The sequence below is a fragment of the Brevundimonas lenta genome (assembly GCF_014196335.1).
Taxonomy (GTDB): Bacteria; Pseudomonadota; Alphaproteobacteria; order Caulobacterales; family Caulobacteraceae; genus Brevundimonas; species Brevundimonas lenta.
In genome coordinates this window covers 858,581-873,923 of sequence record NZ_JACIDM010000001.1, presented here as the reverse complement: position 1 = coordinate 873,923, position 15,343 = coordinate 858,581, and the positions used below count along the sequence as shown (strand labels likewise).

Genomic DNA, 15,343 nt, shown 5'->3' with positions numbered 1-15,343 from the left:
AACGGTGTATGGAAGAGTTAATGACCACGACGCGGCGGACAGCCCTGGTCGGCCTTGGCGGCGCGCTCGGCGTAGCGGCCTGCGGACCTGACCGCGTCCCCGGCCCGGCCCCCGCCGCCGACGTGGTGGCGGCCGGACAGCCCGCCGCCCTGCTCATCTGGGCGGTGGCCCGCGACCGCCTCGCCGGCTGGCCGCGCAAGCCGGCGCCGGACATGCTGACCGCCCTCCCCGCCCGCGCCGCCGCCCTGCCCGAACTGGGCGGTCTCAGCGGCATCGGACGGCAGGCCAATCTGGAGGCGGTGGCGGCGCTGCGGCCGTCGCTGATCATCGACTACGGCGACACCGACCCGGAGAACCGCGCCGTCGGCGAACGTATGCAGGCCCGCCTGGGCGGCGAGTGGCGACTCATCGACGGCGCGCTTGAGAAGATTCCCGAGGCGCTGCGCGAGGCCGGACGACTGCTGGACGCCGTCGAAACCGGCGATGCCCTCGCGGGCCGCGCCGACGCCATCCTCGACAGCTGGCGGCGATCACCCCCCGGCCCGGCCTTCTACTACGCCCGGGGCGGGGACGGGCTGGAGACCGGCTTCCGCGGCGCCCTGGCGACCGAGGTTCTCGAAGGCGCCGGGTGGCGCAATGTCGCCGAGGGCTCGAAAGACATCGGCCGCGTGACGCTGGAACAGGTCAACGCCTGGGATCCGGGCGTCATCGTCACCCTCGATCCCGGCTTCGCGCGCGCGGCCTATGAAAGCTACGCCTGGCGCAAGCGGCGGGACGGATCGTTCCGCCGCATCCTGCTGGTTCCCGATCTGCCGTTCGGATGGATCGACCGGCCGCCGTCGGTCAACCGGCTGCTGGGTTGCGCCTGGCTGGCCGAGCCGCAGGGCGGATCGGTGGCCCTGGCGGTGCTGAGCCGACGGCTGTACGGCATGGCGCCGGCCGAGATCGTCGGCCCGCGGTGGCTCGGCTGAGCGCGGCGCGGACGACGGCGGCGACGTTCGCGATCGCCCTCTTCGCCCTCGCTGCGGCCGTCGCGGTCATGGCGACCGGCCCTCTGGGTGTCGCGCCCGACCAGTTGGCGGCGGCGCTGTTCGGTCACGGATCGCCCGACGCCGAACTGGCCCTGACCCTGCGCGGCCCCCGCCTGCTGGCGGCGATGACCTGCGGCGCAGCCCTGGCCGGCGCCGGAGCCGGGTTCCAGATCCTGTTTCGCAATCCGCTGGCCGCGCCCGACTTGCTGGGCGTCTCGTCCGGCGCCGGCCTCGGCGCTGCGCTGGCCCTGCTGCTGGGCGCCGGCGCGGCCCTGGTCCAGGGCGCAGCCTTCGCGGGCGGGCTGGCGACCGGGGCGATCGCCCTCGCCTGCGCCGCCATGACCCGCAGCGGCGACGGACGGCTGGCCCTGATCCTGTGCGGCGTCGTGGCGGGCGCCCTGGCCGCCGCCGGCCTGGGCCTGGTGGTCGTGGTCGCCGAACCCTATTCGCAGCTGCCGTCGATCACCTGGTGGCTGCTGGGTTCATTTACCCGCGCGACGATGGCCGAGGCCCTGATGGCGGTGATCCCGGCCGGGATCGGCGCGGCCATTCTGATCTGGCTCGGCTTCCGGCTCGATATCCTGTCGCTGGGCGACGAGCAGGCGCAGTCGCTCGGCCTGCCCGCCCGCCCCTTGCGCATCCTCGCCCTGTGCGCCGCCGCCCTGATGACCTCGGCCGCCGTGGCCGTAGCGGGTCTGGTCGGCTGGATCGGTCTGCTGGCGCCCCACGCCGCGCGTCTGGTCGTGGGCGAGCAGGCCGGACGTCTGCTGCCCGCCGCCATGGCCACGGGCGCGCTGTTCGCCCTGCTGATCGACCGGCTGGCGACCGCCTTCGGACCGGCGGAGCTGCCTGTCGGGTTGCTGTCGGCCGCGGTCGGCGCCCCCGCCTTCCTGTTCCTGTTCGTCGTCTCATCGAGGCGATCGTGAGCGGCCTGCTGCTGGAGCGGCTCGTCGCCGGCCGGAAGGGCTTCCGCCTGCCGCCGCTGGATCTGCTGGTCCGACCGGGCGAGGTCGTGGCCCTGATCGGCCCCAATGGCGCGGGCAAGACGACCCTGCTGAAGACCCTCGCCGGCCTGTTGCCCCCGCTGCAAGGCCAGGTCGCCCGCCCTGGCAAGGCGGCGTATCTGTCGCCGCCGGGCTCGGTCGCCGCCGGATTTTCCGCCCTCCACCTGACCGCGCTGGGTCGGGCGGCCCTGCGCCGCTGGTCCCCGGGTCTGGCGCTCGCGGATTTCGAAGCCGCCCGGGCCGCGCTGGATCGCCTGGACGTCGGCCACCTCGCCGACCGCCCGTTCGACCGGCTGTCCAGCGGTCAGCAGCAGCTGGTTCTGATCGCCCGCCTGTTCGTTCAGGACGCCCCCATCTGTCTGCTCGACGAACCCCTCGCCCTGCTGGACCCCGCCCACGGCCAGGCGGTCGAGGCGGCCGTGCGGGCGCTGGCCGCGGAGGGGCGCATGGTCATCGCCTCGACCCACCACCTTCCGTTCGCGGCCCAGGCGGACCGGGTGGTGGCGATCGGCCCGGACTGGATCGACATCTCCGCCCCGGCGCGCGCGCTGGGCCCCGATCGCATCCGGGCCCTGTTCGGCATCGAGGCGCCGGCCTGTCCGTGCTGCGGCCAGGCCGTGGGATAGGCGCCGCTCCGGCCTTGAGTCGGGGCCGAGTCTGGCCGAGGTTGCGGCCCATGACCCGCACCCGCATCGTCCTCGCCGCCACCCTGTCCCTGTTCGCCGCGCCGGCGCTCGCCCAGGAGGCGCCGCAGTGGTCGTTCGCCATCCACGGCGGCGCCGGGGTGATCGAACGCAGCAGTCTGACGCCGGAACAGGACGCCGCCTATCGCGCCGCCCTGCACCGCGCGCTCCAGGCCGGACAGCAGGTGCTGGCCGGCGGCGGCTCGGCCATGGACGCGGTCCAGGCCGCCATCGAGGTGATGGAGGACGATCCCCTGTTCAACGCCGGACGCGGCGCCGTCTTCACCGCCGAAGGCCGCAACGAACTGGACGCCGCGGTCATGAACGGAACCGACCTGACCGCCGGCTCGGTCGCCGGCCTGACCACGACGCGCCACCCGATCGCCGCCGCGCGCGCCGTGATGGAGAAGTCGCCCCACGTCATGCTGATCGGTCCGGGCGCCGACAGCTTCGCCGCCTCCGTCGGCCTGGAGCAGGTCGATCCATCCTGGTTCTTCACCGAGCGCCGCTGGCAGGGCCTTGAGACCGAACTGCGCCGCCAGAACCTGCCGATCCCGCCGCGCCCTGCGGGGGCTCCGGGCGCCCAGGCCGCCAACGACGCCGTCATCCTCGGGCTTGACCCGAGGACCGCCCCGCCGCTGAACGAGCGCAAATTCGGCACCGTCGGGGCTGTGGCGCTGGACAGCCAGGGCCGTCTGGCCGCCGGCACCTCCACCGGAGGCATGACCGCAAAGCGTTGGGGCCGCGTCGGCGACGTGCCGGTCATCGGCGCCGGCACCTACGCCTCCAACGCCGACGGCTGCGCCGTCTCGGCGACCGGCTCGGGCGAGTACTTCATCCGCTCCACCGTGGCGCGGGACATCTGCTACCGCACCCGCGAGGGCGCGACCGTGCAGGCCGCGGCCGACGCCGAGATCGCCGACGTCGGCTCGATCCGCGGCGACGGCGGGGTCATCGTCATGGGCCTGAACGGTACGCCCGCCTTCGCCATGAACACCTCCGGCATGTACCGCGGCGCGGTGTCCAGCACGGAGCCGGCCGAGGTCGCCATCTACGCCGACGAGGACCTGCGGCCGTGACCCAGGCCGTCGACCTGACGGAGAAGTTCGCGGCCTTCTCCGATCACTGGCGGCCGCGCGTGGCGGCGCAGCTGAACGGTCAGGACGTGCGGCTGGTGAAGGTCCAGGGCGTCTTCCCGTGGCACAGTCACGCCGACGCCGACGAAATGTTCCTGGTCTGGAAGGGCCGCTTCCGGGTCGAGTTCCGCGACCGCGTCGTCGCGCTTGAGCCGGGCCAATTCATCGTCGTGCCGCGCGGCGTAGAGCATCGCACCGCCGCCGACGAAGAGGCCGAGGTGCTGATCTTCGAACCGTCCGAGGTGATCAACACCGGCGACGCCCCCGTCTCGGACTTCACTGCGCCGCAGGGCCAGACGGTATGACCGCGCCCGACCGCCCCGGCGTCCTCGCGCCGCCGCCCCTCATCTATCTCAGCTTCCTGCTGGTCGGCTGGCTGCTGACGCACGTCGTCGCCGACCCCGGCCTCGGCCTGGAGCCGCAGGTCCGCCGCTACGCCGCCTTCGCCCTGATCATCGGCGGCCTGGTTCTGGAGGGCGTAGCCGTCGGCCAGTTCCGCAGCATCGGCACCCGTCCGGAGCCGTGGAAGCCGACGACGGCGCTCGTGACAAACGGCCTGTACCGGTTCAGCCGCAACCCGATCTACATCGGCTTCGCCCTGATGTACGCCGGCTTCGCCACCGCCATGGATAGTCTGATCGCCCTGGCCCTGGTGCTGCCCTGCCTGGTGGTCGTCGACCGGTTCGTCATCCTGCCCGAGGAGCGCTATCTGTCGGGGAAATTCGGCGCCGACTACGACGCCTACCGCTCAAAGGTGCGCCGTTGGCTGTGAATGATGACGAACTCTCGGTCGTGGCCCTTGAGGAGCTGGACGCCGCCTGCGCCCTGCCGTGGCCGGACATCAAGAAGATCACCCCCTGGGGCGACACCTTCACCGGCGTCGCACCCTCTGGCCGCGAGGTCGAGATCGAGCGCCGCTACCTGTGGGCTCACGATCCCGAGGGCTCCGTCTCGGTCGAGATCGAGGTCCGCGATGTCGGCGGGACCCGAAGCGCGGAAGCGCGCGCGCTGATCACGCCCCACGGCTGACCGCTCGCCCGGCGCGCGAATTCGCGTCGTCGTTAACCTTTTCCATTGCCAAGCGGGGCCGTCGGATCAGAATGCGTTCGCCGCACGCTGCGGTCGCATCAGCGGGGAGTCCCATGTCCTACGGCGCAGACTTCGCCACGGCCGATCCTGCCAACGCCCCGCTCGACGCCCCGATCCTGCTCGGCGCCGACCCGGTGCTATGGGTCGCCGGCCTCCTGATCCTGCTGGCCGCCCTGATGGCGGGCTACTGGTACGGCGCCCGCTCGCGCCGGGACGAGGGCGACGCCACCCCCGCCATCTGGAAGGTCATCGACAAGGCCGCCAAGGACGCGATGAAGGCCGACGACAACGCCCTGAAGGCGCGGGCCGAGGACCTGCTCGGCGTCATCAAGCGCCGTCTGGGTCACACGATCGCGTTCGTCTCCGATTCAGGCCTGGCGGACAGCGTCAGCGCCCTGCGCGCCGCCGTCGCCGGCCGTCGCCACGCCCCCCATGGCCATGGCCACGACCACGATCATGGCCACGATGAGCACCACGATCACGGAGACGACCACGGTCACGGCGATCACGACGACGCGCATCACGACAGCGCTTCCGCCGCCTCGGCCGCGGCGGCCGGCAACATCACCATCGTCAACGTGGCCCCCGCCGCGCCCGCAAAGGCGGACAAGCCGGAAAAGCCCGGTGCCCAACCGCGCGACATGACCGCGCGCGAACAGACCGACGCCCTGCGCCTGGCCGTCGCCGCCTTCAACCAGCACTGGCGCGATGAACGCGCCCGGGTCGGCGAGATGCGCGCGGCCCTGGCGGAGCTGTCGGGCCGCGCCGCGCGCGGTTAGCGCCTCGATAACGCGACTGACGGTTTCCCCCTCCGCCGAAACCGCCTAAGCCTTGAGGCATGAAACTCGCCTCGCTCAAGCACGGCCGCGACGGCCGTCTCGTTCTCGTCTCCAGCGACCTCGCCTGGTTCACCGACGCCTTCCTGATCGCCCCGACCCTGCAGGCGGCGCTGGATAATTGGGATCGGGTCGAACCCGATCTGCGCGCCCTGGCCGAGAGCCTCGAGCACGGCGGCGTGCCGCAGGGCCGCTTCCACGAACGCGAAGCCGCCTCGCCCCTGCCCCGCGCCTACCAGTGGGCCGACGGCTCGGCCTATGTGAACCACGTCGCCCTCGTGCGTCAGGCCCGCAACGCCGAGATGCCCGACAGCTTCTGGACCGACCCCCTGATGTACCAGGGCGGCTCCGATTCCTTCCTCGCCCCCCGCGACGCGATCCCGCTGGCCGACGAGGCCTGGGGCTGCGATCTGGAAGCCGAGATCGTCGTGGTCGTCGGCGACGTGCCGCAGGGCGTGACGCGCGAAGAGGCTCTCGCCAGCATCCGCCTCGTCGGTCTGGTCAACGACGTCTCCCTGCGCAATCTGATCCCGGCCGAACTGGCCAAGGGCTTCGGCTTCGTCCAGTCCAAGCCCGCGTCGGCCCTGTCCCCGGTGTTCGTCACGCCGGACGCGCTCGGCGACCGCTGGAAGGACGGCAAGCTACACGGGACCCTGTCGGTGCAGCTGAACGGCGAGGACTTCGGCAAGGCCGACGCCGGCGTCGACATGACCTTCGACTTCGGCACCCTGATCGCCCACCTGGCGAAGACCCGCAGCCTGTGCGCGGGCACTATCATCGGGTCGGGCACGGTCTCGAACCGCGACGCCGACGGCGGCCCCGGCAAGCCGGTCGCCGAAGGCGGCCTCGGCTACTCCTGCATCGCCGAGGTCCGCACCGTCGAGACGATCCTGCGCGGCAAGGCCGAGACCGGCTTCCTGAAAGCCGGCGACACCGTCCGCATCGAAATGCTGGACGACAAGCACCACTCGATCTTCGGCGCCATCGAGCAGACGGTCGAGAAGGTCTAGGCCGCCGGCCTGTTCGCTTTGCCCAGCGTCCACGCGCGATCCGCGTGAGAGCCTGCGACCGCCTCGATCGCAGCCTCCTGGGCCAATACCGCCGCCGGCCCCTGGCAGGACAGCAGAACGCCGCCCAGGGCGGCCGCCATCAGTCGTCGGATCCGCATCGTCTTCTCCTTGCGACAGGAAGAGGCGACGAGCGCGCTTTACGGATGCGCGGACCGTATTAAGCTTTGGCAAGGTCCACGCCCGTTCAAGGGCGCGGGGGGGGGCGTCGCACGCATGACCAACGAACAGATGATTCCGCTCATCGCGGTGGCGGTCGCCGTGCCGTTGATGCTGCTGCGGAACCGACGCCCGCGTCCGCTGCATCCGAACCGCATGTGGATCATGCCCCTGGTGATCGTCGCCCTGATCAGCCTGGGTCTGTGGGCCAGCATGACCTACGGCCAACCGGCGGCCGCGCCGTTCGGCCCCTTGTCGTGGCTTATCCTCGCCGTCGGGCTCGCGCTCGGCGCCGCGCTCGGCTGGCAGCGGGGCCGCATGGTGGTGATCCATCGCCTGGCGGACGGATCGTTAACCGCCCAGGCCTCGCCCCTGGGTCTGATCCTGATCGTCGCCCTCCTGCTCAGCCGCCAGGCCCTGCGCCCGTGGATGGAACAACACGCGGCCGACTGGCACGTGAACCCGCTGGCCATCCAGGACGCCTTCATGCTGTTCGCGATGGGGCTGGTCGTCGTGCAGCGCATCGAAATGTGGATCCGCGCCCGCCGCATCCTGGCGGGCGGAACCGATGAACACCTGGCTGTCGAAGCCTGATCTTACGGGGGACCTCAACATGAAGAAGATCATTGTTGCGCTGTGCATCAGCGCCGTCGCCCTGCCCGCCCTCGCCCAGGACACGGGCGACTGGAGCCTGTACCGCAACCACCGCGAAAAGCTGGTGATGGCCTACACGCTCTTCGACAACGGCCTCAGCCTGACGACCCGCTGCGTCGACGGCGGCTTCGAGGCCATCGTCGGCGGCCTGCCGGAACCGACCGACGCGGACGCACCCACGCGCACGATCGGCCTCGCCTTCGGCGACGCGCCCATGTCCATGCAGAACTGGAACGTCGCCATCAACCGGGCGATGGCGGTCAGCGAACGCCCCGCGCCCCTCGCACGCCAGATGCGCCAGGGCGGCCGTCTGCAGGTGCTGGTGCCCAACGGCGCAGGACCGGGCCGCAATCTGCGATACGACGTGACCCTGCCCGCCTCCACGACCGCCATCGACGACACGCTGTTCGCCTGTCGTCGACCGTTGACCGATCCGCGCGACGCCCAGCTGGCGGCCCTCCCCGATGGCGGCCTGCCCGCAGGACTGACCTGGGTCCGGACGCCCGTCGTGGAATACCCGTCCACCCGCTACGCCCGCGGCTTCGCCGTGGTCTCCTGCCTGACCAATCCGGACGGCCGCCTGCGCGACTGCGCGGTGGAGTCGGAGCATCCGGTGAAGGGCGGCTTCGGCGAGGCCGCGCGCCGCGCCGTCGTCGGCTCCCGTGTCCGCCGCGGCGACGGCTCCACCGGCCCGATCCCCCAGGTCATGGTCACCTTCCGCGCCAACTTCGTCACCGAGGGCTACGAGACCCGCAGCGAACGCGACGCGTCGCGCGACCAGGATCGCCGCACCCGCGAGGAGAGCCGCAACGCCCGGGAAGCCGACGGCGGCTGATCCGGCCATCCTGCCGAGTTGCAATCCCGGCCTCGTCCCTGTAGGCGCACACCCACGCGGGCGTGGTGGAATTGGTAGACGCGCCGGACTCAAAATCCGGTTCCGAAAGGAGTGTCGGTTCGAGCCCGACCGCCCGCACCATCTCTTTCGGGATCAGGCCCCCGAGGCTGTTCCGCCGGGCTTGTCCGCAGACCTCAGCCCGCCGCTCCATAGAGCGTGACCACGCAGGCGCCGCCGAGGCCGAGGTTGTGCTGCAGGCCGAACCGCATGCCGTCGACCTGTCGCGCGCCCGCCTGACCGCGCAGCTGCTGCGTGAGCTCGAAACACTGGGCGAGGCCGGTCGCGCCGAGCGGATGCCCCTTGGACAGGAGGCCGCCGGACGGGTTCACCACATGCCGGCCGCCATAGGTGTTCTGCTGGTCGCGGATGTAGGCCTCGGCCCCGCCTTCCGGGCACAGGCCGATGGCTTCGTAGGTGATCAGTTCGTTGGCCGTGAAGCAGTCGTGCAGCTCGACGGCCTGGATTTCATCCGGTCCGACGCCCGCCTGTTCATAGACCGACCGCGCGGCCTCGCGGCTCATCTCATAGCCGACGACGCTCATCATCGAACGGCCCTGGAAGGTCTCGGCGTAGTCGGTGGTCATGGCCTGGCCGAGAATGGCCACGCGCGCATCCAGCCCGTGCCGCGCGGCGAACGCCGGGGACACCAGGACGCCGGCGGCGGCTCCGCAGGTCGGCGGGCAGGCCTGGAAGCGCGTCAGCGGGCCGTACAGATGCTTCGACTCCATCACCTGCTCCAGGCTGATCGGGTCGCGAAACAGGGCCAGCGGATTGTTGGCGGCGTGGCGACGCGCCTTGACCGCCACCATGCCGAACACCTCGTCGGCCGCGCCGTAGCGGGCCTGATAGTCCAGACCGGCGCCGCCGAACTGCTGCGCCACCAGCGGCGACGCATCGTCCTTGCCGAGGATTTCCTCCTGCTTCGTCAGGTGGTGATCCAGCGTCCGCTTGCGATCGTTGAAGACCGCCCCGAGGGCGCCGGGCAACATCTGCTCGAAGCCGAAGGCCAGGACGCAATCGGCGGCGCCCGCCTCGATCATCTGGCGGGCGAGGTACAGCGCCGTCGATCCGGTCGAGCAGTTGTTGTTGACGTTGACGATCGGGATGCCCGTGCAGCCGACCCGGTACAGCGCCGACTGGCCGGCGGTGGAGTCGGCGTAGACGTAGCCTGCGTAGGCCTGCTGGATCTGCTCATAGCCGACACCCGCGTCCGTCAGGGCCAGGCGAATGGCTTCCTCCGCCATCACGTCCCAGTCGGCGCTCTGGCCGGGCTTGGCGAAGGGGATCATGCCCACGCCGGCGATCAGGGCTTTGGTCATGGCAGGCCTCGGAATTGGGTTTGGAAGGAGCGAAAGCTCAGGCCGCCTGTCGGCGGTCCTGCGTCTCGACAGGGCTGTTCCCGGCGAGGGCGGCGTTCACGACCTCGAGCGTGCGGCTGAGGTCGGCGGCCTTTCGCTCCAGGACGTCTCGCAGGCGGGTCGCTCGGTCGTCCTCCGACGGCGCGCCCGCCAGCACATCGCGGATCTCGTCCAGCGACAGGTCGCAGCGGCGCAGCAGCACGATGCGCGAGGCCAGTTCGCACTGGTCCGGCGTGAACAGGCGGACGCCGGCGGCTGACCTGAGCGGCCGGATCAGGCCGACGTCCTCGTAGTGCCGCAGGGCCCGGGGCGTGACGCCGGTGATCTCCGCGAGACGGGAGATGCTGACCACGGCGTGGACGGGGCCGCACGACGCCACGGCTCAGACCGCCTCGGCCGGAGCGGTTTCCGGCGCGGTCGCGGCGACCGGCCGGGGCGCATAGCGCATCGCCAGCCAGTATCCGGCCAGGGAGATGAAGCCGGTGACGACGCCCAGCCAGGTCAGGGTCACGCCGAGCCCCATCGGTCCCTTGAACAGCATCGTCATCCCGGCGATGACCGCCGCCGTCACCGGTCCGCCGACGATCTTGCCGATGATGGCCAGGGCCGCCAGGCTGGTCGCGCGCTCCTCGTTCGGCAGCAGGACGGCGATCGCCGCCGAGTTCACCAGATTGATGATCACCCCGCCCAGCAGAAGGGCGAACAGGACCCATGCGAAGAGCGTGACGTTCGGCATGATCGGATAGGCGCTGGCCGGAATGCTCAGGGCCGTGGCGATCAGCGCCGGCAGCAGGATGGCGCCACGGATCTTCAGCTTCTGGCTGATGTCCGCGGTGAAGCCGCCGATGATCGAGCCGAGAATCCCCGACCCCAGGATCACCAGACCGACCCAGCCGCCGAACTCGCCGGGCGACTGACCGTATTGCCGGACCAGCACGGATCCCAGCCACAGGGCCGCGGCGCCCTCGGCGAAACCGCCCGCGAAATTCCCGACATAGAGCCAGCCCAGAAATGCCCGGCGGCGCCAGAAGGCTTTCAGCGCCTCCCGCAGGGGCGGGTTGGCCTGTTCGACCTCGTGACGCGCGGGCTCCCGGATCAGGAACAGCGGAAGGACCAGAATGGCGGCGGCGATGCCGACCAGCAGATGCGCCTCACGCCACGGCGGCATGTTCGCAATGAACGCCGTCGGGTTGGCTTCCAGCCAGCCGAACAGGGTGCCGCCGATCGCGAAGGCCGCGGCCACGCCGGCCCAGGCGCCAATGGAGATGAGCAGCATCGAACGACCGCGCCGCTCGGGCATGCACACGTCCGCCAGGATGGAGACGAGCACGGGGAAGGCCGTCGCGGCGCCGATGCCGGAGACCAGCTTCGCCGCGAACAGCCCATAGAAGTCCTGCGCGAAAGCCGTTCCGATCGTGCCGATCGCCCAGAACGAGGCGAGAATGATCAACAGCCGCGTGCGCGTGTGGTGGTCCACCAGCCACGCGATGGGCAGGGACAGGATGGCCGCGGGAATCGCCGTGGCGCTGCCGACGATCATGGCCAGCTGAAAGTCGCTGAGGCCGAGGTCGATCTTCACCGCCTCCTGGATCGGCGCCATCAGCCCGCCCACCGTGAGCGCGGAGAAGATGGTCAGCGTCAGCAGCCAGATGACGCTCCATTTGGTCTTGCGGAACGCGGACTGCAGCGGCGCCGGAGCGGCCGCCGTGACGACGGTGTCGGTCATTTTGTTTCCCCGGGGTGGGCCGCGCCGCGATGGGTCAGGGCCTCGTATGTCAGCTTGCGGGCCACGGCCCGGAACTCGGCGCTCACCGGATCCGCGAGACGCTGGATCAGGCCGATGAAGACGATGTCGTGTTCGGGATCGATCCAGAACCAGGTGCCGCCCGCCCCGCCCCAGGCCAGGGTGCCGCGCCCCTCGAAGGCGCCCAGCGCCGCCGGATCGCGGACGATGGAGAAGCCCAGGCCGAAAGCGAAGGCTGGACTGAACGGCAGCAGGCGCGCCGGGTTCTCCACCGCCAGCACCTCTTCCGCGACCATGTTGGTCGCCATCAGGTCGATGCTCTCCGGCGCCAGGATGCGGACGCCGTCCAGCTCGCCCCGGTTCAGCACCATCTGGCAGAAGCGGGCGTAGTCGCCGGCCGTCGAGACCAGGCCCCCGCCGCCCATCTCCATCGCCGGGGCGCGGGTGAAGTCGTTGATCGGCAGGCCGAGCATATGCGTCGCCTCGGCGAGGCGGCCGTCCGGCTGGGCCGCGTACATGGCCGCCAGCCGATCCACGTTCCCGGCGGGCACGTGGAACGCAGTATCCTTCATGCCCAGAGGCTCGAAGATGACGCGTCCCAGATAGTCGCCCAGCCGCTCGCCGGAGATGATCTCCACCAGCCGCCCCTGGATGTCCGAGGCGACGGAATAGGACCACTCCGTCCCCGGCTGGAACATCAGCGGGATGTCGGCGATGCGGTCGATCAGATCGACCAGACCCTTCGACTGCAGCACCCCTCGCCTGGCCACCAGCCGGTCCACCGGATGCAGGTCGAACAGGCCGTAGCCGAAGCCGGCGGTGTGGCTCATCACCTCCCGCATCGTCGGCGCGCGGTGGGCCGGCTCGGTGATCATCTCGCCGTCGGGACCTTCGCCGACGAAGACGCGCAGCCGCTCGAACTCGGGGATGAACCGCGTCACCGGATCGTCCAGCGACCACAGCCCCTGCTCGTACAGGGTCATCAGGGCGACCGAGACGATCGGCTTGGTCATCGAATAGATGCGGTAGATCGTGTCCGGCGACACCGGCTGGCCGGTGTCGAGCCGCGCCGCGCCGAAGGTGTCGAAGGTGACCATCTGGCCGTGGCGCATCAGCAGGATGGCGCCCCCGGCGATCCGTTCGGCCTCGACCATCCCCGCCATATAGTCCCGCAGCCGGTCCAGACCGGCGGCGGCGAAGCCCGAGGCTTCGGGCGAGCGGGTGAAGGGGAAGCCGCCCGGGCCGTCAGCCATGATCCGTCTCTCGTCGTTCCTGGGCGCGCTCGGCGCAAATGGCGTGGAAGCCGCCGGCCATGAATTTGGCCATCCGCGCCTTCACGGCCTCGAAATCCTCGGATCGGCACAGGCCGTCCGACAGCTTGTCGATCCGTCCGGTCCGCGCCAGCGTCATCATCAGGGCGCCCGAGACGAAGTGGTAACCCCAGAAGATGTCCTCGTCCGGCGTGTCGGGCATGGCCTTGCGCAGCAGGTCGATCAGCCGCTTCACGACCGGGTCCATCAGCCGGTTCATGATCTCCGAACCCCATTCAGGGGTGTTGGCGACCTGGGCGCCCAGCGCCGCATAGTTCCGCCACGGCTCGCCGCCGGCGATGTAGGAATCCAGGTCGGTATCCAGATAGGCGTGCAGCGCGCCCTCGACCGTCACCTTGCCGCCGACCGATGCCTCATAGGCGTCCATCGCCGCCATCCGCCGTCCGGAGGTGACGGGCGCCCGACGCTCCATGACGGCGTCGAACAGGGCTTTCTTGTCCGCGAAATAGTAGTGCATCAGCGTGGTGTGCACGCCGACCCGCTTGGCCACGTCCTTCAGCGTCACGCCGTGCAGGCCGTGCTTCGAGAACAGGAACTCCGCCTCGTTGAGGATCTGTTCCTGCGTCTCGGCGCGCTGCTCGGCCTTCGAGCGGCCCTTCGGCCGGGCGTCGGCGGTCGTGGTCTTGCGGCGGGTCGAAGCGGGCTTGGCGGTCATGGCGGCCTCCGGCGGAATCAGTTCCGCAGAGGATCGAACGGCGGCACGCGAGTTGGAAGCCGCCATCACGCCTGCCCGAACTCGGCGCGCAGCCGGGCCTTGTCGATCTTGCCGGTCGCAGCCAGCGGCATGCGCTCCACACGCTGCATCCGGTCCGGGATCCACCAGTCCGCCACCCGCCCCTTCAGGGCCGCACGGAAGGTCTCGTCAGACACCGGCTCGCGCAGTTCGACGACCAGCACCGGCCGTTCGCCCCACTTCGCGTCCGGCCGCCCGACGACGGCCGCCAGCACGACGGCGTCCAGCGCGCCGATGATCTCCTCGATCTCGACCGGATTGATCCACTCGCCGCCCGACTTGATCAGGTCCTTGGAGCGTCCGGCGATGGTCAGGGCGCCGGTCTCGTCGATCACAGCCAGGTCGCCGGTGTCGAACCAGCCGTCGGCGTCGACCGCCGGCCGGTCGGCGCCGAGGTAGCGATGCACCACGCTGGCGCCCTTGACCTTCAGATGGCCGACGACGCCGCGCTGCTGCGGCAGCGCCGCGCCTTCGGCGTCGGTCAGCAGCATGTCCAGACCGATCGAGGTCCAACCCGACGCGACCGCCGTCTCGCCCGGCGACGACAGGGTGCCGGTCGGCGACAGCTCGGTCATGCCCCAGCTGGTCTGGACGCGAACGCCCAGGGTCTGTTCGAGGCGTTTCATCAGGCTTTCCGGGCAGCCGGCGCCGCCCAGCACGATGCGCTCGAGCGACGGCACGCCCTCCGCGCCCGCATCGACGTGATCGACCAGGCCGAGCCAGACGGTCGGCACGCCCGCGGTGACGGTGACGCCCTCCTCGCGGATCAGCCGCGCCAGCCGTTCGCCGTCGGTGACCCGTCCCGGCAGAACCAGCTTCGCTCCCACGGCCGGCGCCGAGAACGGGAAGCCCCAGGCGTTGGCGTGGAACATCGGCACGGCGACAAGAACCACGTCCCGGCGGGTCAGGCCGAGCGAGTCCGCCTGCACCGAGCGCAGGGTGATGAGGTAGTTGGAACGGTGGGTGTAGACCACGCCCTTGGGCGCGCCCGTCGTACCGGAGGTGAAGCACAGCCCCGCCGGCGTCCGTTCGTCGAACCCGCCCCACGGCGCCGGGCGGCCGGATTCGATCAAGGCCTCGACGTCGAGGGTCGCGCCTGAGACGCGCTCGTCGAGGGAGATGAGGCGCAGGCCCGGACGTCCTGCGGCGATCCCGGCTGCCAGCGGCTCAAGACCCGCCCCATAGGCCAGAACGGTCGCGCCGGACTGCTCCAGCATCGCGATCAGCTGGACGGCGGTCAGTCGCGGATTCAGCGTGTGGCAGACGATGCCCACGCCCATCGCCGCGTACCACAGCTCCATGTGCGGACGGGTGTTCCAGGCCAGGGTCGCCACGACGTCGCCCTTGCCCAGACCGAGGTCCAGCAAGGCGCCGGACAGGCGCTGGCTGCGCGCCAGCACCTGCCCGTAGCCCATGCGGCTGACGTCGCCGTCGATATCGCAGGAGACGACCTCGACATCGGCATGCCACCGCGCCGCATGGCTCAGGAATTTATCGACCGTCAGCTCATACGGCTGCATGGCGTCCAGCATCGCGTCCAAGGGACGGGCGCGCTCTGTGACGGCCTCGGCCGGCTGATCGATGGTCTGGTGAAAGGTCATCAGGGAACTTGAAACAGGGGAA

At 70.7% G+C, this 15,343-nt stretch carries 17 protein-coding genes and 1 tRNA gene; 12 read left to right on the top strand and 6 right to left on the bottom strand.

The genetic code is table 11. The annotated features are described in order from the left end of the window. Nucleotides 1–20: 20 nt before the first annotated feature. The 12 genes from GGR12_RS04320 to GGR12_RS04265 all read left to right on the top strand — a co-directional run bounded on the left by GGR12_RS04320 (nt 21) and on the right by GGR12_RS04265 (nt 8,635). Entirely contained in the window at nt 21–971 is a 951-nt protein-coding gene (locus tag GGR12_RS04320; protein WP_183203142.1) for a TroA family protein, read from the top strand. Next, entirely contained in the window at nt 959–1,957 is a 999-nt protein-coding gene (locus tag GGR12_RS04315; protein ID WP_183203141.1) for an iron chelate uptake ABC transporter family permease subunit, read from the top strand. Before GGR12_RS04320 ends, GGR12_RS04315 begins: the two co-directional genes overlap by 13 nt. Further along, complete coding sequence (locus GGR12_RS04310) at nt 1,954–2,661, top strand: ATP-binding cassette domain-containing protein (protein WP_183203140.1); 708 nt, start codon at nt 1,954–1,956, stop codon at nt 2,659–2,661. The genes GGR12_RS04315 and GGR12_RS04310 overlap by 4 nt, the downstream gene beginning before the upstream one ends. Nucleotides 2,662–2,711: 50 nt before the next feature. Next, the gene (locus tag GGR12_RS04305; RefSeq protein WP_183203139.1) at nt 2,712–3,797 is read left to right on the top strand and encodes an isoaspartyl peptidase/L-asparaginase family protein; all 1,086 of its coding nucleotides are present in this window, start codon (nt 2,712–2,714) and stop codon (nt 3,795–3,797) included. Continuing rightward, on the top strand, nt 3,794–4,159 hold the full coding sequence (locus tag GGR12_RS04300; protein WP_183203138.1) for a cupin domain-containing protein: 366 nt from the start codon (nt 3,794–3,796) through the stop codon (nt 4,157–4,159). The genes GGR12_RS04305 and GGR12_RS04300 overlap by 4 nt, the downstream gene beginning before the upstream one ends. Then, nucleotides 4,156–4,626: a methyltransferase family protein gene (locus tag GGR12_RS04295; RefSeq protein WP_183203137.1), complete on the top strand. Its 471-nt coding sequence runs from the start codon at nt 4,156–4,158 to the stop codon at nt 4,624–4,626. The genes GGR12_RS04300 and GGR12_RS04295 overlap by 4 nt, the downstream gene beginning before the upstream one ends. Continuing rightward, nucleotides 4,623–4,883, top strand: a complete 261-nt coding sequence (locus tag GGR12_RS04290) for a hypothetical protein (protein WP_343053146.1) — start codon at nt 4,623–4,625, stop codon at nt 4,881–4,883. The genes GGR12_RS04295 and GGR12_RS04290 overlap by 4 nt, the downstream gene beginning before the upstream one ends. A 113-nt stretch (nt 4,884–4,996) precedes the next feature. Beyond that, nucleotides 4,997–5,722 carry a hypothetical protein gene (locus GGR12_RS04285; protein ID WP_183203135.1) on the top strand — a complete coding sequence of 242 codons (726 nt, stop codon included), beginning with the start codon at nt 4,997–4,999 and terminating at the stop codon, nt 5,720–5,722. 59 nt (nt 5,723–5,781) lie between these two features. Continuing rightward, the gene (locus tag GGR12_RS04280) at nt 5,782–6,789 is read left to right on the top strand and encodes a fumarylacetoacetate hydrolase family protein (RefSeq protein WP_183203134.1); all 1,008 of its coding nucleotides are present in this window, start codon (nt 5,782–5,784) and stop codon (nt 6,787–6,789) included. A 273-nt stretch (nt 6,790–7,062) separates the two neighbouring features. Next, a complete protein-coding gene (locus GGR12_RS04275; protein ID WP_183203133.1) occupies nt 7,063–7,599 on the top strand; it encodes a CcdC protein domain-containing protein in 537 nt (178 codons plus the stop codon). A 19-nt stretch (nt 7,600–7,618) separates the two neighbouring features. Further along, complete coding sequence (locus GGR12_RS04270) at nt 7,619–8,494, top strand: hypothetical protein (RefSeq protein WP_183203132.1); 876 nt, start codon at nt 7,619–7,621, stop codon at nt 8,492–8,494. 56 nt (nt 8,495–8,550) lie between these two features. Beyond that, a tRNA-Leu gene (locus GGR12_RS04265) sits at nt 8,551–8,635 on the top strand. A 53-nt stretch (nt 8,636–8,688) separates the two neighbouring features. On the opposite strand, the gene GGR12_RS04260 is transcribed toward GGR12_RS04265, so the two are convergent. The 6 genes from GGR12_RS04260 to GGR12_RS04235 all read right to left on the bottom strand — a co-directional run bounded on the left by GGR12_RS04260 (nt 8,689) and on the right by GGR12_RS04235 (nt 15,321). After that, nucleotides 8,689–9,873: a lipid-transfer protein gene (locus tag GGR12_RS04260; RefSeq protein WP_183203131.1), complete on the bottom strand. Its 1,185-nt coding sequence runs from the start codon at nt 9,871–9,873 to the stop codon at nt 8,689–8,691. Between the two features lie 37 nt (nt 9,874–9,910). Further along, nucleotides 9,911–10,291, bottom strand: coding sequence for a MerR family transcriptional regulator (locus GGR12_RS04255; RefSeq protein WP_183203130.1), 381 nt, complete (start codon nt 10,289–10,291; stop codon nt 9,911–9,913). A gap of 3 nt (nt 10,292–10,294) precedes the next feature. Beyond that, complete coding sequence (locus GGR12_RS04250) at nt 10,295–11,638, bottom strand: MFS transporter (RefSeq protein WP_183203129.1); 1,344 nt, start codon at nt 11,636–11,638, stop codon at nt 10,295–10,297. Next, on the bottom strand, nt 11,635–12,909 hold the full coding sequence (locus GGR12_RS04245) for a serine hydrolase domain-containing protein (RefSeq protein ID WP_183203128.1): 1,275 nt from the start codon (nt 12,907–12,909) through the stop codon (nt 11,635–11,637). The genes GGR12_RS04250 and GGR12_RS04245 overlap by 4 nt, the downstream gene beginning before the upstream one ends. Continuing rightward, nucleotides 12,902–13,642: a TetR/AcrR family transcriptional regulator gene (locus GGR12_RS04240; protein WP_183203127.1), complete on the bottom strand. Its 741-nt coding sequence runs from the start codon at nt 13,640–13,642 to the stop codon at nt 12,902–12,904. Before GGR12_RS04240 ends, GGR12_RS04245 begins: the two co-directional genes overlap by 8 nt. Before the next feature lie 65 nt (nt 13,643–13,707). Continuing rightward, nucleotides 13,708–15,321, bottom strand: coding sequence for an AMP-binding protein (locus GGR12_RS04235; RefSeq protein WP_343053084.1), 1,614 nt, complete (start codon nt 15,319–15,321; stop codon nt 13,708–13,710). Nucleotides 15,322–15,343 lie beyond the last annotated feature (22 nt).